Source organism: Chryseobacterium sp. T20 (genome assembly GCF_047345655.1).
Classification (GTDB): Bacteria; Bacteroidota; Bacteroidia; order Flavobacteriales; family Weeksellaceae; genus Chryseobacterium.
The window spans coordinates 331,144-357,302 of the sequence record NZ_JBLFDU010000002.1 but is presented as its reverse complement, the minus strand read 5'-3'; the positions used below and the strand labels follow the sequence as shown (position 1 = coordinate 357,302).

General features: G+C 34.3%; 24 protein-coding genes. 14 read left to right on the top strand and 10 right to left on the bottom strand.

The genetic code is table 11. From position 1 onward, the window contains the following. Window positions 1–3: 3 nt before the first annotated feature. Complete coding sequence (locus ACMA47_RS06955) at window positions 4–1,920, top strand: fumarate reductase/succinate dehydrogenase flavoprotein subunit (RefSeq protein WP_413929212.1); 1,917 nt, start codon at window positions 4–6, stop codon at window positions 1,918–1,920. A 12-nt stretch (window positions 1,921–1,932) separates the two neighbouring features. Beyond that, a complete protein-coding gene (locus tag ACMA47_RS06950; RefSeq protein ID WP_413929211.1) occupies window positions 1,933–2,685 on the top strand; it encodes a succinate dehydrogenase/fumarate reductase iron-sulfur subunit in 753 nt (250 codons plus the stop codon). A gap of 89 nt (window positions 2,686–2,774) precedes the next feature. Here the strand turns inward: ACMA47_RS06950 and ACMA47_RS06945 are convergent, their stop codons facing one another. From ACMA47_RS06945 to ACMA47_RS06925, 5 genes are all read right to left on the bottom strand, one after another. After that, entirely contained in the window at window positions 2,775–3,548 is a 774-nt protein-coding gene (locus tag ACMA47_RS06945) for a cyclase family protein (RefSeq protein ID WP_034699331.1), read from the bottom strand. Window positions 3,549–3,633: 85 nt separating this feature from the next. After that, window positions 3,634–4,488, bottom strand: a complete 855-nt coding sequence (locus tag ACMA47_RS06940; protein ID WP_413929210.1) for a GLPGLI family protein — start codon at window positions 4,486–4,488, stop codon at window positions 3,634–3,636. Window positions 4,489–4,554: 66 nt separating this feature from the next. Then, window positions 4,555–4,758 carry a bacteriocin-like protein gene (locus ACMA47_RS06935; protein ID WP_413929209.1) on the bottom strand — a complete coding sequence of 68 codons (204 nt, stop codon included), beginning with the start codon at window positions 4,756–4,758 and terminating at the stop codon, window positions 4,555–4,557. Between the two features lie 289 nt (window positions 4,759–5,047). Further along, window positions 5,048–6,010, bottom strand: coding sequence for a hypothetical protein (locus ACMA47_RS06930; protein ID WP_413929208.1), 963 nt, complete (start codon window positions 6,008–6,010; stop codon window positions 5,048–5,050). A 61-nt stretch (window positions 6,011–6,071) separates the two neighbouring features. Continuing rightward, on the bottom strand, window positions 6,072–7,085 hold the full coding sequence (locus ACMA47_RS06925; RefSeq protein ID WP_079242853.1) for a nucleoid-associated protein: 1,014 nt from the start codon (window positions 7,083–7,085) through the stop codon (window positions 6,072–6,074). Between the two features lie 461 nt (window positions 7,086–7,546). Here ACMA47_RS06925 and ACMA47_RS06920 point away from each other — a divergent pair, with 461 nt between their 5' ends. The 6 genes from ACMA47_RS06920 (at window position 7,547) to ACMA47_RS06895 (ending at window position 10,235) form a co-directional block, all read left to right on the top strand. Then, window positions 7,547–7,711 carry a hypothetical protein gene (locus ACMA47_RS06920; protein WP_253318223.1) on the top strand — a complete coding sequence of 55 codons (165 nt, stop codon included), beginning with the start codon at window positions 7,547–7,549 and terminating at the stop codon, window positions 7,709–7,711. Window positions 7,712–7,722: 11 nt separating this feature from the next. Then, window positions 7,723–8,079: a hypothetical protein gene (locus tag ACMA47_RS06915; protein WP_105681162.1), complete on the top strand. Its 357-nt coding sequence runs from the start codon at window positions 7,723–7,725 to the stop codon at window positions 8,077–8,079. 82 nt (window positions 8,080–8,161) lie between these two features. After that, window positions 8,162–8,293, top strand: coding sequence for a hypothetical protein (locus ACMA47_RS06910; RefSeq protein WP_262486817.1), 132 nt, complete (start codon window positions 8,162–8,164; stop codon window positions 8,291–8,293). Between the two features lie 51 nt (window positions 8,294–8,344). Further along, on the top strand, window positions 8,345–8,740 hold the full coding sequence (locus ACMA47_RS06905) for a hypothetical protein (RefSeq protein WP_047434374.1): 396 nt from the start codon (window positions 8,345–8,347) through the stop codon (window positions 8,738–8,740). Window positions 8,741–8,877: 137 nt separating this feature from the next. Then, the gene (locus ACMA47_RS06900) at window positions 8,878–9,480 is read left to right on the top strand and encodes a hypothetical protein (RefSeq protein WP_413929207.1); all 603 of its coding nucleotides are present in this window, start codon (window positions 8,878–8,880) and stop codon (window positions 9,478–9,480) included. A gap of 125 nt (window positions 9,481–9,605) precedes the next feature. Continuing rightward, window positions 9,606–10,235, top strand: a complete 630-nt coding sequence (locus ACMA47_RS06895) for a hypothetical protein (protein WP_413929206.1) — start codon at window positions 9,606–9,608, stop codon at window positions 10,233–10,235. A 37-nt stretch (window positions 10,236–10,272) separates the two neighbouring features. On the opposite strand, the gene ACMA47_RS06890 is transcribed toward ACMA47_RS06895, so the two are convergent. After that, the gene (locus ACMA47_RS06890) at window positions 10,273–10,785 is read right to left on the bottom strand and encodes a thioredoxin family protein (protein ID WP_413929205.1); all 513 of its coding nucleotides are present in this window, start codon (window positions 10,783–10,785) and stop codon (window positions 10,273–10,275) included. A 164-nt stretch (window positions 10,786–10,949) separates the two neighbouring features. Between ACMA47_RS06890 and ACMA47_RS06885 the strand changes: the two genes are divergently transcribed. From ACMA47_RS06885 to ACMA47_RS06875, 3 genes are all read left to right on the top strand, one after another. Beyond that, window positions 10,950–11,741 (top strand): helix-turn-helix domain-containing protein, encoded by a 792-nt coding sequence (locus ACMA47_RS06885; RefSeq protein ID WP_413929204.1) that lies wholly within the window; start codon window positions 10,950–10,952, stop codon window positions 11,739–11,741. A 167-nt stretch (window positions 11,742–11,908) separates the two neighbouring features. After that, entirely contained in the window at window positions 11,909–12,328 is a 420-nt protein-coding gene (locus ACMA47_RS06880) for a DoxX family membrane protein (RefSeq protein WP_413929203.1), read from the top strand. 19 nt (window positions 12,329–12,347) lie between these two features. Then, entirely contained in the window at window positions 12,348–12,701 is a 354-nt protein-coding gene (locus ACMA47_RS06875) for a cupin domain-containing protein (protein ID WP_413929202.1), read from the top strand. Window positions 12,702–12,777: 76 nt separating this feature from the next. Here the strand turns inward: ACMA47_RS06875 and ACMA47_RS06870 are convergent, their stop codons facing one another. From ACMA47_RS06870 to ACMA47_RS06860, 3 genes are all read right to left on the bottom strand, one after another. Continuing rightward, window positions 12,778–13,887: a heparan-alpha-glucosaminide N-acetyltransferase domain-containing protein gene (locus tag ACMA47_RS06870; protein WP_413929201.1), complete on the bottom strand. Its 1,110-nt coding sequence runs from the start codon at window positions 13,885–13,887 to the stop codon at window positions 12,778–12,780. A 484-nt stretch (window positions 13,888–14,371) separates the two neighbouring features. After that, on the bottom strand, window positions 14,372–15,418 hold the full coding sequence (locus ACMA47_RS06865) for a hypothetical protein (RefSeq protein WP_413929200.1): 1,047 nt from the start codon (window positions 15,416–15,418) through the stop codon (window positions 14,372–14,374). A gap of 423 nt (window positions 15,419–15,841) precedes the next feature. After that, window positions 15,842–17,299: a tetratricopeptide repeat protein gene (locus ACMA47_RS06860; RefSeq protein ID WP_413929199.1), complete on the bottom strand. Its 1,458-nt coding sequence runs from the start codon at window positions 17,297–17,299 to the stop codon at window positions 15,842–15,844. 1,108 nt (window positions 17,300–18,407) lie between these two features. Between ACMA47_RS06860 and ACMA47_RS06855 the strand changes: the two genes are divergently transcribed. From ACMA47_RS06855 to ACMA47_RS06845, 3 genes are all read left to right on the top strand, one after another. Beyond that, a complete protein-coding gene (locus ACMA47_RS06855) occupies window positions 18,408–19,739 on the top strand; it encodes a hypothetical protein (protein ID WP_413929198.1) in 1,332 nt (443 codons plus the stop codon). A 769-nt stretch (window positions 19,740–20,508) separates the two neighbouring features. Beyond that, window positions 20,509–22,011 (top strand): hypothetical protein, encoded by a 1,503-nt coding sequence (locus ACMA47_RS06850; protein ID WP_413929197.1) that lies wholly within the window; start codon window positions 20,509–20,511, stop codon window positions 22,009–22,011. 421 nt (window positions 22,012–22,432) lie between these two features. Then, window positions 22,433–24,022: a hypothetical protein gene (locus ACMA47_RS06845; protein WP_413929196.1), complete on the top strand. Its 1,590-nt coding sequence runs from the start codon at window positions 22,433–22,435 to the stop codon at window positions 24,020–24,022. Window positions 24,023–24,393: 371 nt separating this feature from the next. Here the strand turns inward: ACMA47_RS06845 and ACMA47_RS06840 are convergent, their stop codons facing one another. Continuing rightward, complete coding sequence (locus ACMA47_RS06840; protein WP_413929195.1) at window positions 24,394–25,680, bottom strand: helix-turn-helix transcriptional regulator; 1,287 nt, start codon at window positions 25,678–25,680, stop codon at window positions 24,394–24,396. Window positions 25,681–26,159 lie beyond the last annotated feature (479 nt).

The following is a 26,159-nucleotide window of genomic DNA, read 5'->3' as shown; positions in this document are numbered from 1 at the left end:
ATCATGATTTTAGATTCAAAAATACCACAAGGCCCATTAGCACATAAATGGGAAAATTATAAAAAGAAAGCAAGACTCGTAAACCCTGCCAACCGAAAAAAACTGGATGTGATTGTGGTAGGAACAGGGCTGGCGGGAAGCTCAATCGCAGCTTCTTTAGGAGAAATGGGATATAATGTCAAATCATTCTGTTTTCAGGACAGCCCGAGAAGAGCTCACTCCGTGGCAGCACAAGGAGGTGTGAATGCTGCCAAAAACTATAAAAACGATGGTGACAGCGTGTACAGAATGTTTGTAGACACTCTGAAAGGAGGAGACTTCAGAGCCCGTGAAGCCAATGTATACCGAATGGCAGAGTGTTCTCTGAACCTCATCGATCAGGCTGTAGCACAAGGTGTACCTTTCGGGCGGGAATATGGTGGATATCTGAACAACCGATCCTTCGGAGGAGTTCAGGTAAGCCGTACTTTCTATGCAAGAGGACAAACGGGACAGCAGCTTCTTCTTGGTGCCTATCAGGCTTTAATGCGACAGGTCGGAAAAGGTTCTGTACAATTATTTTCAAGACATGAAATGCTGGATCTGGTTACTGTTGATGGTAAAGCCAGGGGAATTATTGTAAGGAATTTAGATACCGGAGACATTGAAAGACACGCAGCACATGCTGTAATATTGGCAACAGGAGGTTACGGAAAAATCTATTATCTGTCTACCCTTGCTATGGGATGTAACGGTTCTGCAATCTGGAGAGCTCATAAAAAAGGAGCATTAATGGCTTCCCCAAGCTGGATTCAGGTACACCCTACTTCCCTTCCACAGTCCGGAGACTATCAGTCAAAACTGACCTTAATGTCTGAATCATTGCGTAATGACGGAAGAATCTGGGTTCCTTTAAAAGAAGGGGAAAACAGACCACCGAATGATATTCCGGAAAATGAAAGAGATTATTATCTTGAAAGAAGGTATCCTGCATTCGGAAACCTTGCTCCAAGGGATATTTCTTCCCGTGCCGCCAAGGAAAGAATTGATGCAGGTTTCGGAATCGGACCTTTGAAAAATGCAGTATATCTTGATTTTTCCAAAGCAATACAGGAACAGGGAAAAGATAAGATTAAAGAAAAATATGGAAACTTATTCGATATGTATCTTAAAATAACAGGATACGATGCGTATAAAGAACCTATGATGATCTCTCCTTCTGCCCATTTTTCAATGGGTGGACTTTGGGTAGATTATGAGCTGATGACTACTGTTCCGGGATTGTTCGCGTTGGGTGAAGCTAATTTTGCCGATCACGGTGCCAACAGATTAGGAGCCAACTCTCTTTTACAGGCGTCTGTAGACGGATATTTCATCGCTCCTTACACGATTGCCAATTATCTGGCAGATGAAATTCACACCGGAAAAATTTCACCGGATACTCCTGAATTTGAACAGGCTGAAAAGGCCGTTAAAGATCAAATTAATGACTTCATCAATATCAAAGGAACCAAAACCGTTGATTACTTCCACAAAACATTAGGAAAGCTCCTGTATGATTATTGTGGACTGGCAAGAAATGAAGAAGGATTAAAATATGCCATTCAGGAAATCCGAAAACTGAAACAGGAATTTTACAAAGACGTAAGAGTTTCCGGGCAGGGAGATAAAATGAATACCGAGCTGGAGAAAGCAGGCCGTGTAGCCGATTATTTTGAAATAGGAGAACTGATGTGCTATGATGCCTTAACCCGTAATGAATCCTGTGGTGCTCACTTCAGAGAAGAATTCCAGACTCCGGATGGAGAAGCCATGAGAAATGATACGGAATACCAATTTATTTCTGCCTGGGCATGGACAGGTGAAAATGGAGAACCTGAACTGATTAAGGAACCTCTGATCTTTGAAGAGATTCAGCCAACGGTAAGAAGTTACAAATAAAAAGCAAAAATTATGGATTTACATCTTAAGATATGGAGACAGAAAGACAGAAAAAGTGAAGGAAAGCTTGTGAGCTATGACCTGAAAGGATTAAATTCCCATATGTCTTTCTTAGAAATGCTGGATACCCTGAATGAAAAACTGATCATTGAAGGGGATGAGCCTGTAGAATTTGATCACGACTGCCGTGAAGGAATCTGCGGACAATGTGGGATGATGATTAACGGTATTGCCCATGGTCCTTTGAAAAATACAACTACCTGCCAGCTTCATTTACGTTCCTTTAAAGATGGGGAAACGATTCTGATAGAGCCATTCCGGGCCGGAGCATTTCCGGTGAAAAAAGATTTAAAGGTAGACCGTTCTGCTTTTGACAGAATTATATCTTCAGGAGGTTTTGTATCTGTCAATACAGGTCAGGCTCCTGATGCTACGGCTATTCCGGTGACTCACCAGACAGCTGAAGAAGCTTTTGATTCCGCGGCTTGTATTGGCTGTGGAGCTTGTGTTGCCACTTGTAAAAACGGAAGCGCAGCTTTGTTTACCTCTGCAAAAATCACTCACATGGCGCTTCTTCCTCAGGGAAAAGAAGAACGAAGCAAAAGAGTGCTGGATATGATTGCCCAAATGGATACGGAATTATTCGGGCACTGTTCCAATACAGAAGCCTGTGAGGTGGAATGTCCTCAGGGAATTTCGGTCCTGAATATTGCCAGAATGAATTTTGAGTATAACAGAGCTTTGTTTTTCAGGAAGAAGAATTAACCTGAGAAAATAAAGATAATACATGTAAAAGGACGAATTTGAATCTTCAAATTCGTCCTTTTATTTTTGTCAGAGATAATTTTTGCTTTCTATACATCCATCATTGCTACTACTCTCGCCGGAGCTGCAGAACCTCCCACAATTTTTAATGGGAACACACAGATTTTAAATCCGGATGGAGGTAATGCACTTAGATTCGTAAGCTGTTCGATATGCAGATATTCTTTTTCAATTCCTACACGGTGACCTTCCCAGAAGAATTCAGGATCATTGAGTTCTTTAGCTTTCTGAGCCATATATTTTAACGGAAGATCCCAGCCCCATTGGTCGATTCCCATTACTTTTACGCCTTGGTCAATCAGCCATTCTGTAGCTTCTTTACTCATCCCCGTTCCTTTTTCAACGAAATCCGGAGTGCCCATCATTTTATCACGATCGGTTCTGATCAGTACGATATTTCCTTCCTGTATGGTAATTCCGTTTTTATCGAGATCTTTTTTCAGATCGTCTATCGTGATGGCAACAAAATCTTCTTTATGAGTACAGTCGATCACAATTCCGTCACCATAGCACCACTCCAATGGAATCTGATCTATCGTTTTAGCGGGTTTCCCTTCTACAACAGGTCCATAATGCCATGGTGCATCAATGTGAGTGGTGGCATGAAGTCCCATATTTTTAATCGTATCATCTGCCCAGCCTATCCAGTTTTTAGGAAAAAGCCTTGACGGAAGCCTCAACGCCAAACGAATCAACCAATGTGATTTTCTATGTGCTTTATGTTTGATTTTCACCCTCATGAACCATGGGTCTCCTGCATTATACTGAATGGGTTTTGTTAAATCGACAAGTGTTGTTTTCATATGATTTAGGTTAAGGAGGTCAAAGATAATGAATAACGTAAAAAGACGAATAGATATTAGCAAACGAAAAAAAGATTAGCCATTACTAATCTTTTTCTAATTCTATCGGGTTTTCATATTTTTTGTTTTCTTCTCTTTCTTTTTGTCTTTGCCTTATTATTTCTTGACCTTGTATAATGGTTGTTCCATAACTTGCGAGTACAGCAGCGGCATTGGCTTCATTATTTCTAACTGCTTGCTTTAATTTTTGTTGTGTGGTTTCTATCGCTTCTGTATATCTGCTTTTTTTAATGGTAATTAATTTACCTTTTAATTTAGATGCAGATATAGATTTTACCAGTTCAAAATCAAAATCTCCTTTATCATCGGTTATTTTGACAATCAGTCCTGGTAATCCGCTAAATTTATATGGACCGTAAGGCAACGGAATTTCAGGAGAATACCATGCTATCCAGTTCCTGCCTTTAAAAGTAACTTCTGCTTTTTTACAAATAATTGTATTGATTACTTTGGTCTCATCCACAAGACTCCAATTCTTTATTATTGGTTCTTTATACGTAAGTAAAGACATTCCAGCTGATCTAAAATATTGTATATTTTCGTTGGATTGAATTATGGTAAAAGATAAACCTGTTTTTGGAATCACTACCCCTTTTTTCCAGCCAAGAGTTATACTACCATCAGCATTCTTTGTGCTTGTTCCTGAAGTGGCCATTACCGAATCACCTTTTAGCGATATAACACTTGCAAAAAATGCACGGTTATCTCCTATCTGTAATGAGAATTGTTCTTCATGCCGATAATCAGTTCGTGTATCGAATTTTGCTTTTAATTGATAGGTAAATTCCCCACGCAGAGTATCCTGTTTGTATGATTGTGTATAAAATAAAACACTATAAAATAAAATGAATATTTGTATTAGTTTTTTATGGTAATGCATAAGAGATATTTTCATTATAAATTGCATTTATAGTATTTACTTTTACTATAAATGCATTTACATTAATTAGGCTAGATTATTACTAGGTCCATAGTGAGAAGCTGGCTTACAATAATTTGCTTCAAGAGCTTCAGCCCAAGCATTTGCTTGCTCTGCTGTCCAATCTTGAGTGGTTGTAGCTTGTACTCCACAAGAAGTTTCAGTATACCAAACTTGACCTGCCTTTACAGTTTTAAGCTCTTCACGAGTCATTTTTTTAATTTTTTTCATAAATATATTTTTTAATTAGTTCTTAAATATATAGAACTAACTCAAACCTATAGAATGTTTTTTATTATGTTAATCAGTTGTTTATCTGGGAAAAACATATTTTTCAATTAAAATTTTTTGGATAAAATTGATTTTATTTAATCACATTACTTAACCAAAAAAACATTGATGAAAAAATTGCTTTTTGTTATTTTTTTATATGTTAAATAATTAATTTCAAACAGAGATTTTTATATGTAAAGTTTAATTATTCTGATGCATTTTTATCTTTTTGCTTTTTGCTTTTTCTCTAAATTCCTTTAGGAATCATAATTTTCTTCGGATCATTTTCGTCATACATAATCTCAATAGTTCCTTGTTTAGGAATGGAAGAAAGCTTCAAAAGGCTGACAATTTTCTTATAAATAGCAATATGTTCAGTGCCTCTGAAATCCTTGAAACTTACCTGAAACATGATTTGTGGTTGATCATTCACTGTAAGACCTGTCTGGCTTACACTGATGATATGAGCTTCAGCATTTCTTCCTGAAAAGAGGATACGTTCTTCTTTTTTATTTTTAAAAAACTTACTGAAGATAAGTTGAAAAATCAACACATAAATAATGGTCATCACTCCACTGAAAATAATCGGGTGCATGAATGTCATAAACCTCCAGCCAAAATCAAAGGACTCTCTCCAATAAAAATAAGAGTATAAACCAACTACATAAGCGATCAGCAATACAAGAAATGCAATTCTTAACATCATCCCTGATGTATTAAAGCCCACTTTCTGATCACTTAGGATAAAGTAAGGCTCCTGTGATACTTTGGGATTGAGTAAAACTTTGACTTTGTTTCCGACATCAAATCTCTTTTCCTGTGGTTTGGAGTCGTGAAACATCATTTCATGTTCTATCAAAGTATTGCTGAGATTGGGAAATGAAAGTACAATCTGAATGACATTCATATGGGTTTCCGGAATGTATTTCAGAAGTTTATAATCAATGATTTTAGCTTCTCTTGGAATTCCGTTCCGCAAGATGGACTGAATGGTATTCTTCTCTTTAAAAGTTGTAATGAAAAGCTTATTGATAAAGAAAATAATCACATATCCCCATATTAACAAAGAAAAACCGAGAAATCCATAGCTTACCGCTAATGAATTTCTCGGTTCTGTTGCGAGCTCCTCCGCCATCATATAAATAAGAATCGGAAAAGGAACACAGAAAAAGAAGAGAAAAGCTCCCCAGAAAATGATCATCAATTTCATAACTGCTATTTTGTAATCAGGAATAAAGTTATGATATTATTATGAATGGGAGACTTCTTTTTTATACCTCTTTTTCGAAATAAAGTCTGTAGTATTTTCCTTTATCATCTTCACCCATTTCGATTTTTTGTCTGTCCCCATGGATGTAGATGTGGAAGTTTTTATCTAGCTTAATGATACTTTTAAAGTGTCTCTGCGTCTTTTTTACTGCCGCTTCACTGATCGGGAATTCTTCAGCGATATTCACCTGCATGTCCTGCTCGTAGTCTGTTTTAAAGTTCACAAAGCTTTCAATCACATGTTCGTCGCCCAGTACTTCACTGGCAAATTCATCCAGTTTAAATTCTTCTTTTTCTTTGAAGAAATTGATAGACTTATTCAGGAAATCTGCCTGATCTGCTTTGGAAACTTCAAATTCCTGAGGAAGCTGTTTTGTGATATAGTCTTTATACACCATCAAAGCTTCCTGCGTGTGAAAATATTCATCATCACGCTGTTTCACTTTCAGGAAATCTTCGAACCAGTAATACATATCTCCGTTTTTGTTGTTGTCAACCACAGAAAGTACATATCCTGTTTCTTTATTGTTGTTGTAGATCAAAGCCGCTTTATCAATTTTAGATAACCCGATTCCCTGATCCTTTTCAATATCAAATGTTTCTTCAGCAGGATTAATTTTCAGGAAAGATTCTCTCTTTTCTGTTTTAAAAATCCCGATTTTATCCACTTTATCAGGACGGTCGCTTTCGTCTTCAAAAAGAACAATGAAAAGTTCCCCACTCTGAACTCTTGGATTTTCTGCCGCTTCAAAAAGATGTTTTGCAATATTCTCAGATTCCCAGATGAACTTTGCTTTGTCATCAAAAATTTCTGATACAGCACTGTACACCGGATTATTGACCAGATAAGTGTCACTATAAAAATGGAAGGTTTCTTCCGATTTAAAAGAACCTAAAAAGTAGTCTTCAAGCATTTCTGCCATTCCTTCTTCCAGCTTCAATTCCTCCTGGGAAAGTGTCAGCGAATCTCCGTTGATCTTATTTCCGACTCTGTGTACTATTATTTTTGAAAACATTTTTCTGAATATTTGGACTGCAAAGATATTCATTCTTATCCTTACTGCGAAACTTAAAAATAATATTGATTTTGAGATAATATAAACTTTCTTTTTAACCACAAAAGGCACAAAAGTTCTTATTTTAAATCCTTTAGCACATTTTAGAAAAGTAATGATAAGCACTAAAAAAGTTCACTAAAGGTGAAAATCTTAGATTTTCAAAACTTCTGAGTACTTCGTATCCATAAAGTTGATAACCTTAAATAATGTAACAGTTCAACTCTTTTGTGACTTTGTGGTGAGTTTTAAGGCAAGTCATTTATTTTTTCTCCCATTTTGATAAAAACCTTATCATTTTGACAGGCTTTTTTGTTAAAAAAACTTGACCACAAATTCATAACAAACTAAATACCAATACTTTATTTACATATTGTTTTCAACGGAATATCATTGGCATCATCATTTGAAAACATAGAAAAATGGACTTAAAAACATTAAACAGAATTGACAAGCTCAGAAGATTAAAAAGCAGAGGACCAGCGACTCCAAAGTGGCTTAAGCCTTACCATATGCTCTTTCTCGCTTTTTTAACCATTTTCATCTTTGGTGCTATTATCAAAATACTTGAACACAATCACAATTAAAATATATTATTATGAACTATCTACAAGCGGTAAAGGAAATCACAGATGTGGTTCCCGATTTTGAAAAAGAAGTAAAAGAAATTAAAATTCAAAACTCATACAGCATCATCCGGACGTTTACGGAACGTATTAAAAATATGATCCGCCAGAATGACAGAAATCTACTGTTCAGAAGTTTACAGAAAATGGACAAAATTTATACTGACGGAGACACAGTACTGAAGAATGCTATTGAAACTACTTTTATCTATTCTCTGGACAATTGTACCGCTTTCTGCAGTGAAGAATACAGAAAAGTGATTTTTAGTCACATTTCTGCCAACCTTCAGAAGGTGTATTCAAGACAAATTTACAGCCACGGCATATAAAGGTTTTATTACATTTTTTATCCGTTTCATTACAAAGTGTTTAAATTAAACAAAAATCAAAATAACTCACAATCAATAGATTATGAAAAATAAAATCAGAAGGATTTCAGATTGGAAAACCTGGAAAACCACGACTAACAGACACAATGCAGAGATATTACTCACTCACATCGCTGTGATCGTCGGTGTATTTATTTTTGCAGCCTGTCTTTAAATTTTGGTATACATTTCGCTGCAATATAAAGTGTTTGAAAAATTCTTAATTATGATGAAAGTACAAATGCAAACTATTAATCAAAAAATAGCTGTTGAATACTTAAAATTTTTCTATCCGCCACTTCGCAATGAGATCACACAGTTGTCTGTACAGGACAATTTCGCTGGGGTCATGCAGGCTACCGTGAATTATCTGAAGAACCTGTTGCAGGAATCTAAGATCAATATCATTGCCCATCATATCAAGCTGATGGACTGGATCTACAGAAACGGGAATTCTTATGTAAGAACCATGATTGAAAACCTTTTTGTAAGATCTTTCGAAAGTTTTAAAAAACATGCAAAAATCCAACATTGGAAACTTCTTTACCAATATATGCCTGTAAGCTTCCAGATCATTTATAATGAGCAACAGAAGCAGGATCAGATGTATTTTGGAAAATAAATGAAATTAAAAGACGAAAAGGTGAATTCATACATTTGCTCTTTCGTCTTTTTACTTTTTAGCCCTATTACAGGGAAGTTTCATCCTATTCTATTTCACCAGTCCGTGCAAAAGGCCTATTTTTGCAAAAAGTACCGATGAAATACCCATTTTATATTGCGATGCTATCGTTATCGATGATCTCATGTGAGAATAATGACAGTACGATTGATGATCCGAGACCTGTTGATAAAAATGTTTACCAGTTTCAATTTAAAAGCTATGCTGTAAAAAATACAGTTTTGTATCAGGGGTCAAAAGGAGAAAAATCTACTCCGGATGAATCTTATCTCAACAATTATTGGAGTCTGTATCAGGAACCTGCCTGGGAAAAAATAAGCCTTGATCTTAAAAACAAGACCATCAAGTTGCTATCAGAAACCTCAACTACTGATTTTACTTACAGTTTTACCATCGTGAATGACTCTGTATTGATCCAAGAGAATAATAATAGTAAGCCAACTTACATTGGTGATTTCCATAAAGACACTTCTTCATTCACTTTAAAAAGAACGTACAGATACGTTAAAAAAGTTCCCAGAGATGATCATGACGCCCTATTGATTACTAAAAGCGCTCATTTTGGAACCACCCAATACGAAAATATTTTTGTCAATATATTTTCCACTCCTTCTGAAATGATCAAAACAGGAGATCAGGTTTTATGGACCAATATTGAATATTCTTATAAAGAATTGTAATTACACCCTCATTTCTTAATTATTAAACTAAAAAAACTTCCTGTCTCATTAAGATTCGGGAAGTTTTCATTGATAAACCTTCTATAATAACATAGGTCAAAAATCGTTTAGTGATAAACTATACCATGAAAATAAAATTTTCGCTATTCTTTCTGTTTTCAATATACCTACTCAATGCTCAGATTTCCGGCCAGCTAAAAGAACTCATCGACCCTATTGATAAAGAATATTTTGACTTAACGATTAAAGAGGATTATAATACAGAAAGGTATTCCAAATTATCCGAAATGTATAATGAGGTTGATAAAACAGCAACCAATGATGAACTGTTTTATTTGGCATTTAACGGAAGTACTTTCATAAGAATCAATGCAATATCTTCTCTTATAGATAGAAATGACAAAAGGGTTGTAGATTTATATCGTTATTATTCTAAGTTTACCTTGATCTATTATCAGAAAATGGGATGCGTGGTTACAGCTCAGGATATGGCATTAAGCAATATACGGGAAAAGATTATGAATAAAATTAAATATTATGAACTGTATAAGCATATGAAAACGCAAAAAAATTGGGAACTCCTTTTTTCCAATGAAGAAATTGAATACAATGAAAAATTCAATGTGAGCGATTTTAAATCGTATGTAAAAGCATTTGATGAAATCGACAAAAAATTTATTCCCGAAAGAATAGAAACCAATGATTCTATCAAAGAAATATGGAAAGATAACAAACTTCAGGTATCTTCATTATAAAAATAAATCCCAGGTAATATTCCCGGGATCTTAATTTTTATTTCTTCACAAAAACTTTCTCTATAATTTGTGACTCTTCATTACTTAGTTTTGAGGCTTTCCCCATCTTGGCAATAAAAGTGGTTACTTCTTCCGGTGTCGCTGGTGATCCAAGATTTTCTCCTTTAGCATCAAAAGAATCTGCCAATACTTCTCCTTTTGGATTGAGAATCACCCAGAAAGGAAGTCCGGCATTTCCGCCTTTATATTTATTCATCAGCTCTTGTCCGCCAGGGTTTTCGAGGCTCTTCTTATCACCTCTTTCCTGAACGTCTACGTATGCAGTGACAAATCTTTTATCAAAAATAGGTTTGGTTTCAGGGAGATCCATATTTTTTTCCATGGTCTTGCACCATTTGCACCATGAAGCATGGAACACCAGTAAAACATTTTTCTTTCCTGCTTTAGCTTCCGTAAAAGCCTTATTTAAGACAACATCTGCTTTTTCCTGCGCTGCTCCCAACTGGAACAGTAACAGGGTTACCACGATAATAATTTTAGAGTATTTCATTCTGAATTTTTGTTTAAAACTTACACGAATTTAGGTATTTTCATCAATAATATAATTTTAATTTTCCATCATTTTAGTTAAACATTTTGTAATTTCGTCCATAACAAAGAAATTTCTTTCACAGTATAAAAATAGAAGTACCCAATCTCTAACAGATCTGCAAAATGATTGAAATAAAAAAATATTCTCATCAGTCTGGGCATTCTGAGCCAAGAAGAGTCATTAGATATACTTTATTCTGGTGTCATCACGGAAGCGCTGAAATTCTGATTGACGAAAATATTTTTATTCTAAAAACCAGTCAAGTTGTAACGATTACTTCGGGACAGTTTCATCAGTTAAAATCAGTGGAAGGAGAAGTGACTGCATTGGAGTTCACACTGGATTATTTCTGCAAAAGTGATAGTGATATTGAACTTATTTTCCACAACGGACTTTTCTGTCATTTTGGAATGAATGAAATGATCACCGTACAACATCCTGCATTTTTTACTGAAACACTGAATGTTATTGAAAAAGAAATCCAGGAACAGCCTTACCAGTATCTGATCTCTACACATTCTATGGTTGAATTGCTATTGGTGGAAATCAACCGCAGTAAAATTGCCAATGGTGATGAAATCTGGAAACCGGATGCTTTATTTTTAAAATTCCTTGAAAGTGTAAGAGATCATTTTCGGGACAATTATCAGGTCTCCCATTTTGCCAATCTTCTTGGAACGACTGAAGCCAAACTGAATGAGGTTTCAAAACTTCATACCAACAAAACAGCCCAGAATGTGATCTACAGTCTGACCATTTCCGAAGCCAAAAGGCTTTTGCTCTACGAAAAACTTACCGTAAAAGAAATTGCTTACCAGCTTGGGTTTAATGATCCTTTCTATTTTTCAAACTTCTTTAAAAAACATACTTCCCATTCTCCAAAAGAGTATCAGAAAGTGGTAAAGGAAATGTAAAAAAAGGAGTTTTAGTCTGAAGAAAAAATTAACAGCCTCTTATTAACTCCCATCCTCCAGCTTCCCTCTTCCATCAGATATTATATGCTTTTTCTGGAATTGTCTATTCTTTTGGCAACGGCTTTCGCTGAACTTTGTACTGTAATTAAAACCTAAAAATTATACGTATGAAAACGCAACAGGATGCCGCCGTTTTTTTATTAAGAATTGCTCTGGCTGTCGGATTTTTATCAGCAGTGGCAAGCAGACTGAATCTTTGGGGAGCACAATCTTCTGGTTGGAAAAATTTTGTTCATTATACCGCGGAAACCAATTCATTTTTACCACAATCGTGGGCAGCCATTCTTGCAGTATTATCTACCATTGCTGAACTGTCAATCGGCATTCTGCTTCTTCTGGGTTTTCAGATAAAAAGAACGGCAACGTACGCCTCTATTCTCACTTTATTTTTTGCAATAGCCATGAGCATTTCTTTTGGAATTAAAGAACCTCTGGACTATTCAGTTTTTGTATTCAGTGCCGGAGCTTTTCTCCTGAGTACCTTTTCCCGTTACGAATGGAGTTTAGACCAATTTTTACGTCAATAACAATTAAAATTTACATATTATGAACACCAACATCCACAATTACATCGTAAAAACAGAACAGAAAGAATGGCAGCCTTTAATTGAAAAAGGGATTCATTATGAAGGAATTTTTGTAAAATCTTTGAAATTTGATCCTGAAAAAAACCGTTCTACCAGTATTCTTTTAAAATTTGAACCGGGAGCCAGCTATCCTTATCACAATCATCCTGCTGGTGAGGAATTGTTTATCATGGAAGGTGAGGCAACTATTGCAGGAGCCAGCTTGGAAAAAGGAGATTATTTGTATACTCCACCTAATTTTAAACATTCAGTGAAGTCAGAACAGGGATGTACTATTCTTTTTATTGTACCGGAAGAAGTGGAAATACTTTAAGGCACCATAAAACAAAACCACAGTAAAAAATTTTACTGTGGTTTCTTATAATTCAAAAAAAATAGGGTTGGAGTTTTTATTTCAAAGCTGTTTTGTCCGGTGATAGCGGACTGAAGTCTATTAACTTTTTTTTCTTTCTTATGATATCGATCAAAGTCTGTACTGAAAATGTGAGAATGATATAAAGTATGATAAGTACTGATACATAGCCAATTTCGTGCTGTCTATATCCGAAAATCCCTTTTCCCCATGAGATCAGAATCCATTGGATCATATACATTGAAGTTAAATTTTTACTGCAGTATTTCAGAACACGCATAAAGCCATTTTCCTTAACATTGGCTGTAATAGTATTGATCAACCATAAAAACAGCAATGTCCAACCTGCAAAATAAATAACGCCTCCAGGTCCCATATGATAGAAACCATTGTAGTTATAATCACCATACAGAAAAACCAATGGTGCTCCTATAGCAATGAATAACAGCCCTACATACAGCATTTTTCTAAATATGAGTTTCGTATCGTAGTTCAGTTCCTGAAACCATTTTCCGAAAAACATTCCGATGATGATAAAAGCCATCCATGGAAAAACAGGGAAATAGACATAGGCAGGATAATCGGTATTGAAAAGAAGATCCAGAACATAATTGATCACAGGATAATCAAGATTAAGTCCGCTTACCTCTCTGGATATCAATGCAACGAATAAACCTATAGCCAGCATGATATATTTATTTTTCACATATTCTCTGATAAACCCGACGAATAATAAAGACATCCCCGCCAGCTGTAAAATATCCCCTAACTGTACAAGATATACATACTGCTGCTCTATAGGCGCATGCCATCCGTATTTCTGAATAAAATTATCGGGAGCAAAATTAAAAATCACAGGAATCATAAACTTCATAAAGTTCATAAACAGACCTGCAAACACCAATAAAACACCTCGCTTTAAAGCACTTTTAAGACTTTGATGGCTGGAAGTCATGAAGGTGATTCCCATACAGATCAGGAAAATGGAAGTTCCCCTTCCAAGAAAGACAATAAAACTACCGAGGGCTGTTTCATATTGTGATTTTACATTGGCATACACCAATAAGGTATGGATAATGATCATTCCAATGACACTTATCCCTTTTATTAAATCCAGAGTAAGGATTCTTTTGTTTTGTTGTTCCATAGTTTTTTAGTGGAAATTGTGGATTAGATGGATAAAATTGTTTTCATTAAATATTTTTAAAACTATATTTTTATTTATTCTAAATAAAAATCAAATATACAAATTAAATCTACTCCTTATAATGCATTAATAAATTTTCATAAAATATTAATAATTAAACACTTAATCCGGAATTAAAGAACAAGTAGGACAAAATTCTCAGCGTAAATTTTGTTCTTATTATTCACTATCAAAAAATAAGCTATACCAAAAAGTATAGCTTATTTTTTACATTATGACAATTTTTCAAGTTTCAAATAGGGTCAAATACTGATCTGATTCTTTAAAATTCTATGTTGAAGATTTTCAGTAAATAAGAAATTCCTATCTTCTATATTTTAATAATTTATAGATTTAAGAAAATTATACTCAGTTTTCTATAAACCATACTAAACATATGTTAGATCTGGTATTTCTAAATCATTTGAACAATATATACCACCTTTTATTTTCCCAAATAAACAAACATATTGACACTTAAACTTTGAGGCTGTACATTGATGGATTGTTGCGCTACACCACCATTTACACTATTCGTGTTAAATGAATGGGAATGTGGTTTCTGGTGCAATACATTAGTATTAACATGATCAAGATTCCTGGTACCTGTACCGATTTTTCCAGCTAAGAAGGTATAGGAAAATGTATCAGTTGCAGATCTACCATTATTATTAATTATATCATACATCATAGTAGGCTCTACTGAATTAGTTGTACCTGATAATTGAAAATTAGGTAATTGAGTCCTTGATATTGTCCGGAAATTATTACTATTGATACTTCCCAGTCTTTTACCGTCTTGTACTAAGTAGGAGTCGTTGGCATTAGGAATATATGATGTAAAGCCTAAAGAATTTGCAGCGGCTCTTTGAGTACTGGTCAGACCACCTACTGGTCTTCCATCCAGTTTTATCCATCCACTATGATCAGAAACCGAAAAGCTTGCCTTAATATCTCCAATATTAGATGAGCTTCCCCCAATACTACCTCCATCGGTAGATCTCCAGTATGAATTACTGAAAACATATTCCAATGCTTTACCATTAGGAACAGTAACCCCATCCAGTGTTGCTCCAAATCCTCCCGAAGTATTGTTAAATACAATAAGTCTCTGACCAGCATTAGGCGCTGCAAATGCATTAATGGTAATTGTTCCTGTAGCAGTACCGGTAAGCTGAACCTGGCTCACATTAGCTGGAACCGTAACGTTATTACTGGAAACAGCTAATACTGTTTCACGATTGGTGATCGCTCCATTCACATCCAATGTAGTACCGGGAGTAATTGTACCAATCCCCAGATTACCTTTGGGGGACATCATCAAATCATCTTTAGTCTGAGCTACAGTAGGTACTCCTGTGGGCGGATTATTTTTTAAACCATCAACGCTAAATATTCCCTGAGGATTAGCTGTATTAATCCCCACTTGTGATTTGGCCAATAGGGAAAAGACAACAAACATACTTGTTAGTAATAAATTTTTTTTCATCATTTGTGAATTAATTTTAAAAATTAGTTAGTATTTAAAAAAATCATTTGTGTGTGAATAATACTGATGCAATATTAAAACACTTGAAATAAAATTCAAAATATAACCCTACATCATCCATGCATTTCAGATACATCAATTATGCATTATAATCAAGATATTCTAAAACCCATATAAGCAAAAACCAATAACACGCTCGTAATCAATACGATTTAAAAACCTAATATTTCTCTGACAATAGAATTCCTATTATCTGATTACAGAAGCAATCCTTAAAAATTTAAAAAATTCAATAAGTACTCATACTGCTTACAATTAATAGTGTCTAAATCAGAAACTCCAAAGCAAACATTCATAATATCTCCTCACTTAATAGAAGCAGTACAAAATTCCCCAGAAGAAATTACACGAATCTGAACAATATTTCTAACGGGTAGAAATAGATCTGAAAAAATAATACAGATCAGTCTCGTTTTCCAGATTTAGTTTTTTTCGGATCCTGTACTTTTTGGTCTGTACAGATCTGTGTTCCATAGATGTACACTGAGCAATTTCCTTTGACGAAAAGCCAATCCATATCATAGCGCAAAAGGATAAGTCAGACTTGGAAAGATTAGAATTAATTTTTAATAACTCTTTACATAATTCCGGGTATACTTCCTGAAATTTTGGAAAAAAATCAATCTTTCTATCTTTGGCAAGCAGAATGATATTTTCATTGAGCTTTCTTTTTAAATCTTTTGTTTCTTTTTCAATTTCAAGAATTATTTTTTCACTTTCAGTGAGCTTTTTTTTCTTTTTTCTTATTCGCCGATAAAAGTAAATGGTAATTAAAATAATCAACAGCATTGAGATACCACCGTACCATAAAGTGATATGATATTGACTTTCAAGTTGAACTTTTTTATTTTCTCTATCTTCATTCAATCTGTTAATAGATTGATCTACAGCCTGGTTTTGGCTGGCATCAACGCTATCTTGTAATGAGATCACTTTATTCAGGTATTCATTTTCTTTATCAGGGTTACCCTCTTTTCTATAAAGTGCACACAACTCCTTATAATTACCAAGAATAAGCGTCGGTCTATTAACCTTCCTTGCAAGCTCAATTGACATTTTAATTGTATCAATGGCATGACTATTTTTCCCCTGACTGTGCAGAAATAGTCCATAATTCTGTAAAACAACAGCTCTCTGATATCTGTTATGTTTGAAATTCTTAGTTTCTAAAATTTCAAAAGCCTTTTGAAAGTAATATTTAGCAGAATCAGGCCTTACCTCAAATAAAGTATAGTGTCTTCCAATATTAGCCAGATCGAGAGGATTTACATCTATTTTTAATGATTTATGAAGATAAATAATTGCAGAATCTGGTTGATTAACAGTATACATATATACAGATCTGGTTGAATAGACATACCGTAAAAACAGGCGACAGTCACGATTATCTTTTCTCAACTTCAAACCATAGTCCATAGCTTTTGAATTATATTCCAAAGCTAACTTACGTACATTCATTTTATTATAAACTTGTGCATACTCCTGGCTTATTTTACCAAAAAGAAAATCATTATTGCTTTTCTTAGATATATCTTCAGCTTTGTTTAAATATTCTAAAGCCTTTTTTAAATCTCCTTTAAATACACATCGGTTGGCAATATTGGTATATCCCATTGCCTCCCCTTCCCGGTAGCCAATTTGAATGGCTGTTTTTATAATTCCATTATTCCAACGGATAAGATCATCATCAGAAATCCTTGTCCGGAGTACCTCGTTTGTTCTTATCAATAGAGAATCAATATTTTTTTTCGTATACTGCTGTGAGAATAACTTCATACAACACACTATGAAATAAAATAAAATTATTTTTTTTAAAAAAAACATAATAACCAGTAATTACTTATCATAACAAAGTATTGACAAGTGTCTCAATAAAATTTATTATTCCTTTTTGAACGTTACTTTTATTTACAATGATTACAAGCTTTGGAACAACATAAAAAATTTCCTGCCTCCAATTTTCACTTGATACCAGTAAATAAATTCACCTGCTTAGTTTTTTTCAGTTTTAGTGGAATTATTTTGGCCACCATACAGCTTTTGAATCTAAAAGAACTAGTAAATTTTCCTTTGAAAAAAAAATAATGGTGTTGATTTTTTACTCTCACCCATAACTGCATTATCAAAAACCCTGTTAAATTTGTCCTTTGTGCTTATAACTTTTTCTACAAAATCAAGAATCTTGCAATTGCTTTTTACAAAATAATGATGTGCAGTTTTATAAGGTAGTATTGAAGTAGTATTATTTCTACTAGTCTGACAAGAAATAATAATAAATAAAAAGAAATAATTTTTCATACACTTGTGAAATGTTTATCATCGGCAAGGTTAAGAAAAAAAACACAAAACACACACAACAACACATACATCAAACATACGTCATATTGTATTAATACAACAAAAAGAAGGATTTTCAGGTAACAATTTCTTATTGCCAATGTTTTTATCACCAATATAAAAAACTTATCTGTCGGGATCAGAAAAAATCTACTTCTCAATAGAATCCCATCGGTAAAGCCATTATAGTAAAATACATGACCTTTTATTGTTATACTCCTTCACGACGAATAAGATAGTCAAAATCACCTTTGTAACTATTTTCTTGTTCTAATATTTTCAACCAAGTCTTCAGACATGCAATGAGACCACAGAGCAATACAATATTTTTAATTATAATTCACCGTAAAGTGGTTTAATTTATCAATAATTTCATCATATCTCTATTGTTTTTTTAACGAAACATGTATATAAGATGTACATACAATGCACTTATGATGTATCTGAAATACAGATAATTAAACCCAAAAACAGTTAATTTTACAACATGATATAAAGCATCAGAAGCGATAAATAATAATGCATAAGTGCATTAATAGAAACGGAGATCTGGTCTCTATATAGAAACTATATACAGAAAAAAAATTATTTATTTATGAAAAAAAAATTACTCCTAACAGGTTTGCTTACCATCTTTTCATTGGTAGCAAAATCACAGATGGGTATAAACACTGCATCTCCCACTGCAACTCTTGACGTGACAGCAAAAAACAGCACGGGTACAGGTTCAGCAGTAGAAGGAATTCTTATACCCAGGGTAGACAGGCAAAAAGCCCAAAGTATGACCGGAGTTCCGGTATCCACATTGATCTATGTGAACAATATCACTACAGGTACCACTACGGGTACTGCAGTGAATATTGATGCTGTTGGCTATTATTATTACAGTGGTACAGAATGGACAAAGCTGAACAACCCGGTTAATATTTATAATGCGGATGGTACCCTAACCGGTAACAGGACAGTAACACAAGGGACCAATACCCTTGCATTTACAGGAACACAGACCAATGCATTTTCTGTAGATGGAAGTACCTTATCAGTGGATGCTGCCAATGATCGTGTAGGTCTCGGCACCGCTACCCCTGATACAAAACTTACCATCAGCACCCCTGATAACAGTTTTGGTTTAAATCATACCAATGGTACTATAAATTTGAAAACATATATCGGATCAGGAGTAGCTTCCCTGGGAACCACTACAGCCAATGATCTGAGATTTATGACTAATAATACTCAAAAAATGTCTATTACTTCAACTGGGGATGTAGGTATAGGTACTGTAACCCCTCAAAAGAAACTGCATGTTAGCGGATCACTTCAGCTTGACAATGATCTTAATGTGGGAGGTACCGCCACTACTGCCGGATCTCCAGGTACAAATGGACAATTTTTAATCTCTAAAGGGCCTGGAATTGCTCCGCAATGGACTTCAGTTTCCATACCTATACCAGCACCAGGCACCTACAACTTAAGAGGGGTTTATAATTTTGACTTAAATGATGTTTTTACCAATACTAATGGCAACTATTTAACACTAGGAAGTTTTAATAATATAAAAGTAGACACTGGTAACAATTTAGTAGTGATAGAATTCCAAACTTCAACCTCTGTTCTTACTTTAAACAGCGGAGAAACAATGTCATACAGATATAGATTATCTGGAAACAATGGCATCAGCACGCTTCAATCCCCATTTTTTTATATACTTCCCAGCGGTTTTAATCCTATGAATAATCTTACATCTTATAAATTTTATTTAAAAGACGTACCACTCAACACTTATAATCTGACATTAGAAGCATCCAGACAGAACACACAAGGAGCTGCCACTGCTTCAAAATATATACATTTTAATAGAACATATTCCGACCCTACCAACTTTATTACTGATGGGAAAGCGATTATTTATGTTTATGAACTATAATTTTATGATTGGCTATTTTTAATTTTGGCTCAATTTCTATATAATTGAAATGTCAAATAGTATAAAAAAATGAACACTTTGCTTATTTAAGTTTATGCAAAATCTTTAAATCATTAGATTTAAATGAGCAATTGAAACGTATCTCAAAATAAAATACTCTTCAAAATATTTTGAAGAGTATTTTTATTCTATCTAAAAACCTTTGAACAGAATTAAATCTTTTTAAAATACAGCTTTATAAGACTTAAACATGAAAAGAGAAAAGGCATAATAAGTTGATTATTTCACTCAAAACCGATAAAAAAAAGTACAAAATACAGAATATTTCAAATTCGATGTATATATAATGTAGCATAATACATACGTGATGTATATTCGCTATATCTGCAAAATATACTACAAACTACAATAACTTTTAATTTTGCTCAATCAATCAGAAAAAAATAATATTCAGTATGGCCTGGCTTCTCATTTAAACAATTGGAAGAATAACCAGCTATACAGATTCATTTAATCAAGTTCCGAAATATATTTTATTCTTTTCAGTATAGCTACAGGTCTTGGTGATTTTTTTAAGCTTAAAAAATTTCATTTCATATGATCACACACATCTTAAACATTAATTTATAACCTCTATATAATAGTACTGATTAAAACTATTACCTATCCCCTTTATTAGAAAATAAATCAGAAGGATACTCTGTAGCTATTATAGAGACTCTGATAAAAGAAGATTTTACATTTAATTTAAATTCAATTATTATCACTAATGAAAAAAAAATTATTACTAGCAGGCCTGCTCACCACCTTTTCTCTGGTGGCCAAATCACAAGTGGGAATTAACACTACAACCCCAACCGCAACCCTTGACGTAATAGCTAAAAATAGCACAGGTACAGCTTCAGGAGTAGATGGACTACTCATTCCCAGGGTAGACAGGCAAAGAGCTCAAAGTATGACCGGAGTTCCAGTATCAACATTGATCTATGTAAACAGCATCTCTACAGGTACTGCTACAGGCACCGCTTTGAACATTGATACTGTTGGCTATTATTATTACAGTGGTACCGCATGGACAAAGCTGAACCTTCCTGTTAATATTTATAATGCAGATGGTACCCTTACAGGAAACAGAACAGTAGCACAGGGAGCCAATACCTTAGCATTTACAGGAACACAACCCAATGCATTTTCTGTAGACGGAAGTACCTTATCTGTGGATGCAGCCAATGATCGTGTAGGCCTTGGCACTACTACACCTGATACCAAACTCACCATCAGCACACCTGATAACAGCTTCGGTTTGAATCACACCAATGGTACTGTTAATCTGAAAACGTTTATCGGAGGAGGTGTAGTCTCTGTGGGAACCACCACGGCTAATGACCTGAGATTTACGACGAACAATACCCAAAAAATGACTATTACTTCAGCCGGAGATGTAGGAATAGGCACCACTACACCTGATGCTAAACTTACTATCCTTGCTCCTGACAACAGTTTCGGGTTACATCACACTAATGGTTTAGTAAGTTTGAAATCTTATATCGGAGGAGGAGCAAGTTACATAGGAACCACTACTTCAAATAATCTGAATCTGATGGCTAATAATAATGCAAAAATGGTAATTACCCCTGCAGGGAATGTAGGTATAGGAACAAACGCACCGGACAGTTCTGCTTTACTGGACATAAATGCCAGCAATAAAGGACTTCTATTACCCAGAGTCTCTTTAGCATCTACTACGGATACCAGCACTGTTCCTTCCCCGGCTACCGGGCTAATGGTGTATAATAACAATGCATCAATGTCACCTCAGGGTACAGGAATCTACTATAACGGAGGTACACCAGCAGCACCGGATTGGGGTAAAATAGGTCCGGTTTCAAAAATGTATTTTAAGTATTATACCTTTGCAAACCCGAACGGAGATTTCATCTCTAATTTCGACACAAAAATACCTGTTTCTTCATATACTGCTATTGTTGTGGGATTCGATACTAATAATCATGGTGATATCAATGCCGGCTTTAAAGGCAATGGCTCTACTAATTTTGATTTTCAGATACCAGATATCTATACCTTTCAACAGAATGGAACCTGGAGGATTTATGCAGATGTTCCTAATGCGAATACTTCATCAGGAAGTTCATTTGTATGGGGAATCAGATTACTGATCATTTCTAACGAACAAATGACCAATCTGAGTATTGGCAATTATAACCTTGGAGGTAGCAGTATTGGAGCAGCAACAGCATCACCTGTTCCATAGCAGTAATAAATAAATCTACTGGAATAACCTCTAATTAATCCTCTTCAATAAATATTTTGAAGAGGATTTTATTCTATCTAAAAACTTTTGAATAGAATTAAATCATTTTAGAAATACAGTTTTATAAAATTTAAACATGAAAAGAAAAAAGACATGATAAGTTAATTATTTCACTAAATACTGATAAAAAAAAGCATAAAATACAGGAAATTCTAAATTTGATGTAGACGTGATGTAGCACGATATATACACGATGTACGTATGTTGTATGTGTAAAATATACTACAAACCACAATAGCTCTTAACTTCGCTCAATAAATCAGAGTAGAAAAATTACCATAAAACACCAGAACGACTCTGTAGCTATTATAGAGCCCTTGATAAAAGAAGATTCTCTATTTTAATTCAATTATTATACATTATGAAAAAAAATTTATTACTAGCAGGCTTGCTCACCACTTTTTCTCTGGTGGCAAAATCACAAGTGGGGATTAACACAACTAATCCTCAGGGAGTATTTAATATTGACGGGTTAAAAAACAACCCGACAACCGGAGTACCTACTGCAGCCCAGGCAAAAGATGACCTGGTGACGACTTCTAATGGTAATCTGGGGCTGGGTGTTATCAATCCCGGTACCACATTGGATGTGAACGGAGCCATTACCAACCGTGAAACCGCTTTAGCTATCTCAGGTAATGCCGTTACAATTCCAGCTAATGTAAGTTTAGTAAAGCTTACCGGTGCTGCGACAGGCAATGTAGCTATTTCTGCATTTGCTGCCCCTAACCCTGGACAGCGTCTTATTGTTTATAATAATACGACAGGAGGATTTGGAGCTACACTGGATGGCGTTACTATTCCTAATAATACAACAATGGAATTTGTTTTCACTAATTCATTCTGGAGATCTATAGATGGAGGGATGCTAATAGCTGGTCCGACTAACATTTATACTGCAAATGGTACTCTTGCCGGGAACAGAGTTGTTACTACACAAGGGAATTTGCTTTCTTTCAACAATGTAGCCAATACAGTATCTATTGGAACAGGGGGCAATGAGACGATCGTGAGGGCAAATGGTTTTTCAAGAGGATCATATATAGCCACCGGGGGCAACGCTAATTTAAATATGTATGTAGATGATAATGGGAAAGCAACCCTTACCACATCAGGAAACAATACCGGTATGGATATAGGTGCAGCCACAGCAGATCCTGTCAATATTCTTACCAATAACACGCAAAGAGTTATTGTAACCGGTACCGGAAATATAGGGGTAAATATTCCTGCCCCTGACGCTTCTGCTATACTGGATATCAATGGGATTAACAGGGGAATCCTGCTACCCAGGGTATTACTGAATTCAATAACAGATGGTAGCACCGTTCCCAATCCAGCTAATGGACTTGTAGTCTATAATAATAATGCTTCAATGGCACCCTATAAGACCGGGATTTATTATAATTCAGGAACACCAGCAGCTCCTTACTGGTTAAAACTGGCCCCTCAGACAACTGATTATCAACTTTTAGACGTTTTTACAGATGTTGCAACATTTCCGGTAGATTGGGCAGCAGTAGGTAGTGGTAATATTGTAGATAATATAGATCTTGGCTTATCTGTTTTTGTTACAATTCCAGCTAACAGTACAGTTAAAATTGTTATAGATTATAATGTTCCAATGGGTACTTCAACTCAGGGCGCAAATGGTCAACGTGGTTACTATGGAGTGCGATTTCTAAGAAATGGGGCAGAAGCGCCAGAAGGCTCGAGAAAATTTACAGTTCCTGAAGGGCCGACTGGTTCTGAAATGATTTCCCTCTCTGGAAAATTTGCCGAGACCTATACCAATACCAATGCTTTTCCACTTACAGCAACCTATACTTTAAATGGATATGTTGAATCTACAACTTATCCAACTAGGTTTAATATGTGGTCAGCCTCAGGAGCGAACTTTAACTGGGGTAAAGCTTCAATGGTTGCTACAGTTTTTGCTAAAGATAATTAACATAAAAAAGATTAATAATTACAATAAAGATCTTTTGAAGGAAACTTCAAGAGGTCTTTTTATTTTATAGATTCAATAAATATAGTATTTTAACTTTATTGATTTATTCCTTTAATTAATACCAGAGGTCAACAAAGGTTTTCATATTAATAGCCCTTCTACAGACTCAGGGGTGACAACCCAATTACCAACCAAATTTTTAAGCGTTGTCAGGCTGAACTTGTCGGAGTTATAATTACTTAATAAAAAGGATAGATCAATAACTTTATATAGGAGGGTATTTAGTTTTACTTCTGGGTATAAATTTAGATCAAATCCCCTTTAAAAGGATAAAAGCCAATATAATATGATTAAAACCAAATATGATTTAATTAATTATCTACAAGAGACTTAAGGAATTGATAAAGGTCCACATCTGATCCGAGGTTAAGTTTTTTTCTCAATCTGCTTTTCTTTATCTGTACGGATCTGTGTTGCATAAAAGTAAACTCAGCAATGTCTTTGGAAGAGAATCCTAACCAGATTAAAGCACAGAATGCCAGATTATCCTTGGTTAAATCCGGATTGATTGCCAACAGCTTTTGAGAAACATCAGGATAAACTTCATGAAACTTTTCCAAAAAACTAATATCATTATTTTTAGCCAATTGAATTAAATCTTCATGTACTCCTGAGATTCTTCTCTCCAATACTTTGGTTTCATCTTCTTTTCTGGAAATGATTTCTTTGCTTTCTAAGATCACTTTCTTTTTTTTATGATTCTGATAATATAAATAAGCCAGTAATAACAAACTCAAAGCAACTACAATACTGCTATAAATAAATATCTTTTTTTTGAGTGTTTTATTTTCTTCTGTTTTTTCTTTTTCTATGGTTTTTATAGACAGCTCCACACCTTTGGTTTGTGAGTTTTCCAGACTGTCTTTTAATTTTATATAATATTCCAGATATTCTTTCTCCTTTTCTAAATTACCCGAATTTTTATAACATGATATTAAAAGCTTGTATATATTTTTAGTGTGCTCAACGGTTGTTAATTTTTTATTGTATTCAAGAGCTTTATCTAAATATACTATTGCCTTTTCATAATTTTTTTCCTTAAAAAAATATTGTGCATAGTAATAGTAAAAAACAGATATCTGATAACTATTGGGATCATGTTTCTTTTTGCTTATGATATCCATTCCCTGGTCAAGATAGACTTTAGCAGAATCTTGGCTGGGTTGATATTCGATATAATGATTAGCAATTTTAGAGGTAGCATTTAAGCTTTCATATAATAGAGAGGATTGTTTTAAATAATAGAGCGCCGAATCCAGGTCTTTTTTTTCGTAAAGAAAGTTTGCTCTTGTAATATACAAGTAAGACAAAAATTTACCCCTTCTATCCTTATCTTTAATTTTATTTCCATAATACCCTCCTTTAGAGTTGTACTTCAGGCCTGTATCGTACAGCTTCATGATATAATAAGCCTGCGAATATTCCTGATAGAGCTTAGCAATTGTAAAAAAATCTATCTCGCTTTCGTTTTTACGCAACAGGCTCTCTGCTATATTTAGATTTTTTATACTTTCTTCTCCATTTCCTAAATTCCAGCATTGATTGGCAATATTGATATGAGCCCAAATTATTCCTCTTGCATAATTTTCTTTTTTCATTTTTTCTAACATCACCTTATTCCAAAGAATAATTTTTTCTCTGGGAATATTTTTTTTTCCCATTTCTTTAGGTGTATTCAAAAGAATTGAATCATACTCTTTATATTTAAGATCTTGGGAAAACAGGAGTCCAGATGAGAAAAAAGACCCAACTGTAAATAAAAATTGAAATAAATATTTAAAGCATTTCATTATATGCTAAAATAAAAATATTTTTATAAAATAGTATTAAATTAATTAAATAAGAAACATATTTAATATATCCCAATTTTTTCCTAAATCATATTGCTTTTCATCTACATCTTTTTAATTTGTTCTTCGGGAAAATAATTATCCTGCTTCATTCATTGCATTGAAAATAAGAAATCTCCTGAAGAGTTATACATAATATAATGAGAAAGGTTATAAAAAAATGAATTGAAAAGTATATGCATAAAAAACCCGCTTTAAACATTCGTTTAAAGCGGGTTTAGATTATT